An 8443-nucleotide genomic window follows, 5' to 3' on the forward strand; every position below is an offset into this window, starting at 1 on the left:
CACCCTCGCCCCGCCTTCAGTCCGCGATCCACTTGGCCATCCAGCCCTCGTTCTGCACCGACACGACATGCTCCGTCCGTTCGACCAGCAGGTCCGCGTCCTCCTCCGTGGGGTGGTCGCACCGCTGCCACCAGTGCAGCAGCCGCTCCAACTCACCTGCTGCCGTGCTGAACTCGATCTGCTGGGCGACGTAGCGCGCGGAGGCTCCGTGCGAGAGCACCGCAGCCGAGACTGCGGCGACAACGGGAATCCAAGCCGCCGCCTGCCCCAGCTGAAGGGCTCCGGCCAGGCCGCCCAGGACCACCGCCACGGCGGCAAGTGTCTGGCCCCAGCGTTCGACGAGCCGAGCCCGGCTCGCCATCTCGTGCGCCTTGGGGCGGTAGTAGCGTTCGAGCTGGTGCCGCAGCCGTCCCGTGACGTAGCTCGCCGAGTCGGTAACCGCTGGCAGCGGGCGTACGGCCGGCCGTATGCCGTGGATCGTGGGCTCGAGGTCGGCGGCTTCGGCGAGCACCATGTCGGTCTGGCTGCGCAGTTCGGCGTCGCGTTCCGCCAGCCGGCGATACCGGCCCAGTCCTGCCAGATAGACGTACGCCTGGCTCTTGAGTTCCTCGGACACCGAGCGCAGGCGGATCCAGTCTCGCACCCGGTCGGGCGCCGCGCCCCGGCCGACAAGCGGTGCCGATCCCGCCGCCAGCAGCGCCAGGAAGGCGAACGCCCGGCCCGCTTGTGGGGACGGAGCCATGAGTTGTGCTGAGGCGGTGCCCAGCACTCCTGCCGCGATCCCCGCACTCAGCACTGCGAGGCGTGCCCGGGCGATCGCCACCTTGTAGCGATTCGCCGCTTGCGACCAGACGCTCTGGGCCCGCCAGATCTCTTCTGCTGCGGACACTCCCCCGACGGTGTTCACAGCAGGATTCTGACGCGGCTTCAACTGCCGTGCAATCAGAACCCGTTCAATCAGGGAGCAAAGAGCCCAGACCGAGAACCGGTTCGATTCTGCGTGCGACGTGTCTGATGAGCACTTCGAGGTCGGCGCAGTACACCGATCTGTTGCGGAATCCGCTGCCCTTCAGGTAACGATGGGCATAGTGGCCTCCCCCACAGACTTGCAGGACTGGGCAGGACAGGCATTCGTCGGCGAGCGCGCCGGTACCCAACTGCCGTGCGACGATGCCGGGATGCTCCAGTACGTCGTCGAAACTGTGGCGGAAGACGGTCATGCCCGTCGAGGGCGCTCTCTGGTAGGCGGTCTTCAGTGAATCGACCTGCTCGATGGAACCGTCCGTATCCACCAGTACGGCGACGATGGGCGAAAGTCCGACGGCCTCGGCGCCGCTCGGCAATCCGAGGAGCAGTCCGATGATTTCGGTGAAGAGCCGGATCCGGGTGCGATAGCGGCCGTCGTCGAACCAACGGTCGAAGGCCCGGGCGAGCCATTCGCCGTAGGGTGCCGAACCGGCGGTGGAGGGACCTTTGCCCGGCGGCGGCGATGCCCAGTTCGCGTGCGGCAGCAAGAGATCCAGGGCGGCCGGCCGGAACTCCATCAGAGAGTCGTAGACATCCTCGGGATCCAGGTCGAGGTCGATGGTGCACAAGATCCCGGCGTACACCTCGGGATGCTCTGCGAGCACCGCGAGCCCGCGGGTGACGGCACCCCAAGAAGGTCGGCCGGCGTGGTCGACCCGCCGCTTGTTGTGCTCCGCACGACCGCCGTCGAGGCTGACTCCCACTCGGATTCCGGACGACGCCAGCCGCCGCACCATGGGCTCCGTCAGCAGAGTGCCGTTCGTCTGGACGTTCGCCTGCACCTCGCAGAGCGTCCCAGAAACCGCCCGTACCGCGGCATGGACCTCCGCGATCTGCCGCAGGGCCGTCTCCGCTCCACCCAGCAACGGCTCCCCGCCGTGCAGTTCTACCCGGATGCGCCGCAATCCATGGGCCGCCACATGCTCAGCGATCCGTTGGGCGCTGCGCTTGAGAACGTTGTCCGGGATACGGGACGGCCGGTCCCGCCAGGAGTCGTCCGCGGCGTTGTACACGTAGCAGTAGGTGCACAAGAGGTTGCAGCGGCTGTGGAGTTTGAGCACGAACTGCCGAAAAGGGACTGGCGGAGTGCCCGCTCGGCGAAGCGCGGGCACGTCCAACAGCCGATGCGGCCAAGGAGCGGACGCATGCACGTCGGTCGAGGCCCCGGCTCCTCCCTGCACACCGTGGCTCACTTCAGGGACTGTCCTCGTAATACCCGACCGGCTCAGCCGTCTGCCTGTCCCGCTCCAGCAGTTGGCGCAGCACCTCCGCGAGCACCGGGTGGTTCATGCCGCGCCTGGCAATGTCCAGGCCTCCGTCCCCAGGGGGACCGGGCCGGGCGGCCACGGCAGGACCGACGGCCACGAGGCGGTCCTCGCGCCGAGGATTCGACACTGTGCTCCCTTCGCGATCGGCCACGAGAGCGTGGTCGCGCAGTCCCATGCTTTCCGCAACACGGCGACGCGCCAATGGTAGAGGCAGTGCGCACGTCCCGAGTCGCTATCGCCCCTTCATGGTGATTGCGTCCTCGGAAACCGAGTGCGCATTCGACTCGAACCAGACGATCCCTTCCGACCACAGGCCGGGCGAGCACCCGGATCCATGCCCGGACCATGGCTCTGACCAGTCTTTTCACGGAAGTTCTTCCGTCTGGCAGAAGGCACCTTGCAGAGCCGTCCCACCCGTCGGAACTCTGGACTCAACCACGGCAAGCGGGGCGACGACGCCCCGCCGACAGGGACGGGAACTCCAATGCCGCACATGACCGCCTTCGCCAGGAACCAGTGGTACGTCGCCGCCTACAGCCACGAGGTCGGCCGTGATCTGCTCGGCCGGACGATCCTCGGCGAGCCGCTTGTCTTCTACCGCACCGAGGACGGCGGCACCCCCGTGGCGCTGCACGACCGGTGTGTGCACCGGCGGTTCCCGCTCTCCGAGAGCCGGCTCGACGGGGACCGGATCGTGTGCGGGTACCACGGGTTCACGTACGACACGACGGGCGGCTGCGTGTACGTGCCGGGGCAGAAACGCATCCCCCGCACCGCCCGCGTCGCCTCGTACCCGGTGGTCGAGCAGGACGCGCTGGTCTGGGTGTGGATCGGTGACCCGGCGCTCGCCGACCCGCAGGTCATCCCCCGCGCCCCGCACCTCGCCTCCCCCGAGTGGGTCACGGTCAGCGGCATGGAGCCGATCGACGCCGACTACGGCCTCCTCGTCGACAACCTCCTCGACCTCTCCCACGAGACGTATCTGCACGGCGGCTACATCGGCTCCCCCGAGGTCGCCGAGACGCCGATCACCACGGAGGTCGACGAGGGAGCCGGTGTCGTACGGGTGAGCCGGCACATGGACGACGCCGAGTGCCCGCCGTTCTACGCCAGGTCGACCGGGATACAGGGGCGGATCACCCGCTGGCAGGACATCGAGTACCACGCGCCCTGCCTCTACCTCCTGCACAGCCGCATCGCCCCGGTCGGCGTCCTCCCCGAGGCGGACGGCAGCGACCCGAACGGCTTCCACACCGAGATCACCTACGCCATCACCCCCTCCTCGGACGGCAAGGTGTACGACTTCTGGGCGGTCTCGCGCGACTGGGCCACGGACGACGCCGAGGTCACCGAGTTCCTGCGGAGCAACAACCACACCGTCGTCATGCAGGACGTGGACGCCCTCAACCTCCTTCAGCGCACGCTGGGTTCGGAGCGCGCCGGCTATCAGGAGCTGAGCATCAACATCGACACCGGCGGTCTCGCCGCCCGCCGTATCCTCGCCCGGCTGGTCGAGGAGGGCGCCAAGCCGGTGGAGAAGGTCCAGTGACCGCTCCGACCGGCGAGGTCTACCGCATCGACTGGCTGCCCGGCACCGACGTCCTGCACGGCACCTGTCACTGCGGACGCGAGCACACGTCGCAGGATCCGATCGAGATGTGGGAGTGGATGCTCGCCCACCCCCGGGGCCACTCGGTCGACGAGCCGCAGGGAGCCGACGCATGACCGCGCACGAGGCCGAACTCGCCTCCGACCGAGGCGAGTTCGCATCCGAGGCGGAACTCGTCGCCGCCCGGCGGGAGTTCGCGGCCGACACCGAACTCGTCGTCGAACGGCGCGAGTCCGCGGCCGACGGCGTGCTCGCCCTCACCCTGCGCCACCCGCTCGGCGAGCAACTGCCCCTCTGGGAGCCGGGCGCCCACATCGACGTCGTGCTCGGCCCGGGTCTGGAGCGCCAGTACTCGCTGTGCGGCGACCCGGCGGACCGTACGGCGTGGCGGATCGCGGTGCTGCGGGAGCCGGAGGGGCGGGGCGGATCGGCGTATGTGCACGAGCAGTTGGGGCAGGGCGACAAGGTGCGGGTGCGCGGACCGCGCAACCACTTCCGCCTGGAGTCCGCCCCCCGCTACCGCTTCGTCGCGGGCGGCATCGGCATCACCCCGCTCCTGCCGATGCTGGCCGCGGCGGAGGCGGCGGGCGCGGAGTGGAGCCTGCTCTACGGCGGTCGCACCCGCAACTCCATAGCGTTCACCGAGGAGTTGAGCCGCTACGGCGACCGGGTCACCGTAGCTCCGCAGGACGAGGTCGGACTGCTGGACCTGCCGTCCGTCCTGGACGACGTGCCCGAGGGCACCCTCGTCTACTGCTGCGGTCCCGCACCGCTGCTGGACGCGGTCGAGGCCCGCTGCCCCGGCGGCATCCTGCATCTGGAGCGCTTCCAGCCGAAGGTCCAAGAGGTGGGCGCCGACAGCGAGTTCGAGGTGGTGCTGGAACAGAGCGGCAGGACGCTGACCGTCCCCGTGGGCGTGTCCGTGCTCGACACCGTGCGCGCCGCCGGGGTCGAGGTGTTGTTCTCCTGCACCGAGGGCACCTGCGGGACCTGCGAGACCGACGTAGTCGAAGGCACTCCGGACCACCGGGACTCGGTGCTGAGCGAGGAGGAGCGGGCGGCCGGCGAGACCATGCTCATCTGTGTCTCGCGCTGCCTGGGGAAGCGGCTCGTGCTCGATCTGTGATCCGCAGATCGTCGTCGATGAGCGCCACCGCCACCAGCAACTGGGGCAGCAGGTCCCGCCGTACGGCCTCGGCGGAGTGCCGGCCGGCGGGCACCCCGACGCTCACGCCGGCGACCACCGCGCCGTCCCGGTCCCGCACCGGGGCGGCGACCGATCTGAGCCCCTCCTCCAGTTCCTCGTCGACGAGCGCGTACCCCTCGTGCCGTATCCGGTGAAGTTCCTTGCGCAGTACGTCGGTTGACGTCCCGTCAGCGAGTCGCCCGGCCGGCAGGTGGGCCAGGAGCACCCGACCCACCGCGGTGGCGCGGGCAGGGTAGCGGGTGCCCACGATGATCGTGGCGGCCAGGACGCGACGGGCCGGGAGACAGGCGACGTGGACGACGTCGTCGCCGTCGAGGACGCACAGGGACGCCGACTCCCCTGTCCGCGCGACGAGTTGCTCCAGATGCGGGGCTGCGAGCTGCGGCAGGGTGGAGCCCGCGAGGTAGGAGTAGCCGAGCTCCAGGACGCGCGGGGTGAGCCGGAAGAGGCGGCCGTCGGACTGGACGTAGCCGAGGTCGGCCAGGGTCAGCAGCAGCCGGCGGGCGGCGGCGCGGGTCAGTTCGCAGGCGCGGGCCACCTCGCTGAGCGTACGGGCGGGATGCTCGGCGTCGAAGGAGCGGATGACGGCGAGGCCGCGCTCGAAGGACCTCACGAAGTGCGGTGCGCGGGCTGCCGCAGGCATCGTCGCCTCCAGACGGACGCACGGAGTGCGCTCCGGGAGCACGGTAGAAGCGCATTTCGATAACTGTCAACAATTTTGTTAGCCAAACCATTGACCCCGTCCGACGCCGGGTTCTACGTTCCCGCTGAGCACCAAGAAGAGCACCACTGTGCGCTGTGCGCACAGCCTGTCGGAACACCGTTGTCTGTACAGGAGGAGCCGTATGCGTCGTCTGCTCGCCGGTCTCACGGTCGGCACATTCCTGCTCGCCACCGCGGCCTGCGGCTCGTCCGGCGGGTCGAGTTCGTCGAAGAGCACGTCCTCGGGGGGCACCACCACGGTCAAGGTGGGGGTCATCCCCATCGTCGATGTCGCCCCGCTCTACCTCGGCCAGAAGCAGGGTTTCTACTCCAAGCACGGCTTGAAACTCACCATGACGCTCGCGCAGGGCGGCGCGGCCATCGTGCCGGGTGTGGTCAGCGGCCAGTTCCAGTTCGGCTTCTCCAACATGACCTCGCTGATGCTCGCCCAGAGCAATGACGTCCCGGTGAAGGCCATTGCCAACGGGGTCGCCTCAACCGGCGTGTCAGGGAGGGACTTTGGCGCCCTGGTCGTCAAGAAGGGCAGCACTCTCAAGTCGGCGAAGGAGCTGGAGGGCAAGAAGGTCGCGGTCAACACGCTGAAGAACATCAACGAGACGGCCGTACGCGAATCCGTCCGCAAGGCCGGCGGCGACCCGGACAAGGTGAAGTTCGTCGAGCTGGCCTTCGACCAGATGCCGGCCGCGCTCGACAAGGGCCAGATCGACGCCGCGATGGCCGTCGAACCCGCGCTCACCACCATGCTGAACCAGGGCGCCCAGCAGATCGCCTGGCCACTGGTCGACGTCGCGCCGAACCTCACCGTCGCCATGTACTTCACGTCGTCGGCGTACGCGGCCAAGAACCCTGACGTGGTCAAGAAGTTCCAGGAGGCCACCGCCGAGTCCCTGGCCTACGCCGACGCCCACCCGGACGAGGTCCGCCAGATCGTCGCCACCTACACCAAGGTCCCGGCCAGTGTGCTGGCCAAGGTGATCCTGCCCAAGTGGCCCGCCGATCCCAACCGTTCGTCGATCGAGGCACTGGAGAAGCTGAGCGAGACCGACGGCCTCTTCAAGAAGACCCCCGACCTGAACACGCTGCTCCCGTGAAAGGACTGAACACCGCACTCGGTGCGGCCGGACTCGCGGCCTTCCTCGCCCTCGGCGAGGTCGTGCCGCGCGTCGGCATCGTCAAGGAGGCCTACTTCCCGCCGACCAGCCAGATCGCCTCCGCGTTTTGGACCGAGCTGAACGACGGCGCGTTCTGGTCGGCGCTCGGCGACACCCTCACCGGCTGGGCCCTCGGCCTCGCGATCGCCGTCGGCGCGGGCATCATCGCGGGCGTCCTGCTCTCCGTCGTCCCCTATCTGCGCGAGGCGACCGCCTCGACGATCGAGTTCCTCCGCCCGATCCCCTCGGTCGCCCTCATCCCCCTGGCAGTGCTGTTGTACGGCACCGAACTGAAGTCGGTGCTGTTGCTCGTCGTCTACGCCTCCTTCTGGCAGATCCTCATCCAGGTCCTCTACGGCGTCCAGGACGTCGACCCGGTCGCCGAGGAGACGGCGCGGTCCTACGGCCTCGGCACCTGGGCGCGGGTGCGGCACGTGCTGTGGCCGAGCGCGCTGCCGTACGTCATGACCGGCGTACGGCTGGCGGCGGCCGTCGCGCTGATCCTCACCATCACGGCCGAACTGGTCATCGGCGCACCGGGGTTGGGCGCCACCATCATGGTCGCGCAGAGCTCGCAGGCCGTACCCGAGATGTACGCGCTGATCGTGGTGACCGGTCTGCTGGGGCTGATCATCAACGTGGGCGCGCGGACGGTGGAACGGCGGGCGCTGGCCTGGCACCAGTCCGTGCGCGGGGAGGTGGCGGTATGAGGCGCGTACTGCTCCGGCTGCTGTTCGTGGTCGCGCTCCCGGCGGTGCTGCTCACCGTCTGGTGGCTGGCGTCGGACGGCAGCACCAACGTGTTCTGGCCACCGCTGCGGACGATCCTCAAGACCTTCCCTGACGTGTGGACCGCCGACCGTTTCAGGACGGACGTGCTCCCAAGTGTCCTGCGTCTGACGGCCGGTTACGCCGCGGCGGCCGTCGCCGGAGTCGCGCTCGGCACGGTCATCGGCTCCTACCGGCGGGTGCGCGCGGTGTGCGAACCGGTCCTGGAGTTCCTGCGCGCGGTGCCGCCGCCGGTCCTGGTCCCGGTCATCATGCTGTTCGCGGGCATCGGAAACACGATGAAGATCGTGGTCATCGCGAGCGGCTGCGTCTGGCCGATCCTCCTCAACACGGTCGAGGGCGTCCGCGCGGTCGACCCGGTCATGAAGGAGACGGCCCTCTCCTACGGCATCACCGGCATCGCCCGCCTGCGGAGCCTGGTGCTGCGCTCGGCGAGCCCGCAGATCTTCACCGGGCTGCGCCAGGCGCTGTCCATCGGGATCATCCTCATGGTCATCAGCGAGATGTTCGCGGGCACCGACGGACTCGGTTACACCGTCGTCCAGTTCCAGCGCAGTTTCGCGGTGCCCGACATGTGGACGGGCATCCTCGTCCTCGGGATGCTGGGATTCCTGCTCTCCGTCGTCTTCCAGGTGGTCGAGCGGCGGGTGCTCGGCTGGTACCACGGCCTG

Annotated in this window: 10 protein-coding genes; 6 read left to right on the forward strand and 4 right to left on the reverse strand. The window is 69.0% G+C overall.

Annotation, left to right across the window (positions count from 1 at the left end; genetic code table 11):
* Window positions 1-16: 16 nt before the first annotated feature.
* The 3 genes from SSP08S_RS22145 to SSP08S_RS61785 all read right to left on the reverse strand — a co-directional run bounded on the left by SSP08S_RS22145 (window position 17) and on the right by SSP08S_RS61785 (window position 2391).
* Window positions 17-889, reverse strand: a complete 873-nt coding sequence (locus SSP08S_RS22145) for a DUF4231 domain-containing protein (protein ID WP_026178726.1) — start codon at window positions 887-889, stop codon at window positions 17-19.
* 64 nt (window positions 890-953) lie between these two features.
* On the reverse strand, window positions 954-2207 hold the full coding sequence (locus SSP08S_RS22150) for an FxsB family cyclophane-forming radical SAM/SPASM peptide maturase (protein WP_043259614.1): 1254 nt from the start codon (window positions 2205-2207) through the stop codon (window positions 954-956).
* 13 nt (window positions 2208-2220) lie between these two features.
* Window positions 2221-2391, reverse strand: coding sequence for a hypothetical protein (locus SSP08S_RS61785; RefSeq protein ID WP_158697189.1), 171 nt, complete (start codon window positions 2389-2391; stop codon window positions 2221-2223).
* A 387-nt stretch (window positions 2392-2778) separates the two neighbouring features.
* Here SSP08S_RS61785 and SSP08S_RS22160 point away from each other — a divergent pair, with 387 nt between their 5' ends.
* The 3 genes from SSP08S_RS22160 to SSP08S_RS22170 are packed head-to-tail and all read left to right on the forward strand — an operon-like array spanning window position 2779 to window position 5029.
* Entirely contained in the window at window positions 2779-3843 is a 1065-nt protein-coding gene (locus SSP08S_RS22160) for an aromatic ring-hydroxylating dioxygenase subunit alpha (RefSeq protein ID WP_019069823.1), read from the forward strand.
* A complete protein-coding gene (locus SSP08S_RS22165; protein WP_019069824.1) occupies window positions 3840-4019 on the forward strand; it encodes a hypothetical protein in 180 nt (59 codons plus the stop codon). The genes SSP08S_RS22160 and SSP08S_RS22165 overlap by 4 nt, the downstream gene beginning before the upstream one ends.
* Window positions 4016-5029 carry a PDR/VanB family oxidoreductase gene (locus SSP08S_RS22170; protein ID WP_019069825.1) on the forward strand — a complete coding sequence of 338 codons (1014 nt, stop codon included), beginning with the start codon at window positions 4016-4018 and terminating at the stop codon, window positions 5027-5029. The genes SSP08S_RS22165 and SSP08S_RS22170 overlap by 4 nt, the downstream gene beginning before the upstream one ends.
* Here the strand turns inward: SSP08S_RS22170 and SSP08S_RS22175 are convergent.
* Complete coding sequence (locus SSP08S_RS22175) at window positions 4980-5753, reverse strand: IclR family transcriptional regulator domain-containing protein (protein ID WP_019069826.1); 774 nt, start codon at window positions 5751-5753, stop codon at window positions 4980-4982. The two genes, SSP08S_RS22170 and SSP08S_RS22175, sit on opposite strands and share 50 nt — an antisense overlap.
* 202 nt (window positions 5754-5955) lie before the next feature.
* Between SSP08S_RS22175 and SSP08S_RS22180 the strand changes: the two genes are divergently transcribed.
* From SSP08S_RS22180 to SSP08S_RS22190, 3 genes are all read left to right on the forward strand, one after another.
* The gene (locus SSP08S_RS22180) at window positions 5956-6924 is read left to right on the forward strand and encodes an ABC transporter substrate-binding protein (protein ID WP_019069827.1); all 969 of its coding nucleotides are present in this window, start codon (window positions 5956-5958) and stop codon (window positions 6922-6924) included.
* Complete coding sequence (locus SSP08S_RS22185; RefSeq protein ID WP_019069828.1) at window positions 6921-7694, forward strand: ABC transporter permease; 774 nt, start codon at window positions 6921-6923, stop codon at window positions 7692-7694. Before SSP08S_RS22180 ends, SSP08S_RS22185 begins: the two co-directional genes overlap by 4 nt.
* Window positions 7691-8443 (forward strand): ABC transporter permease (locus SSP08S_RS22190; RefSeq protein WP_019069829.1); only part of this gene is annotated, 753 nt, incomplete at its 3' end. The genes SSP08S_RS22185 and SSP08S_RS22190, both read left to right, overlap by 4 nt.

This window comes from Streptomyces hokutonensis (genome assembly GCF_000376565.1).
GTDB lineage: Bacteria > Actinomycetota > Actinomycetes > Streptomycetales > Streptomycetaceae > Streptomyces > Streptomyces hokutonensis.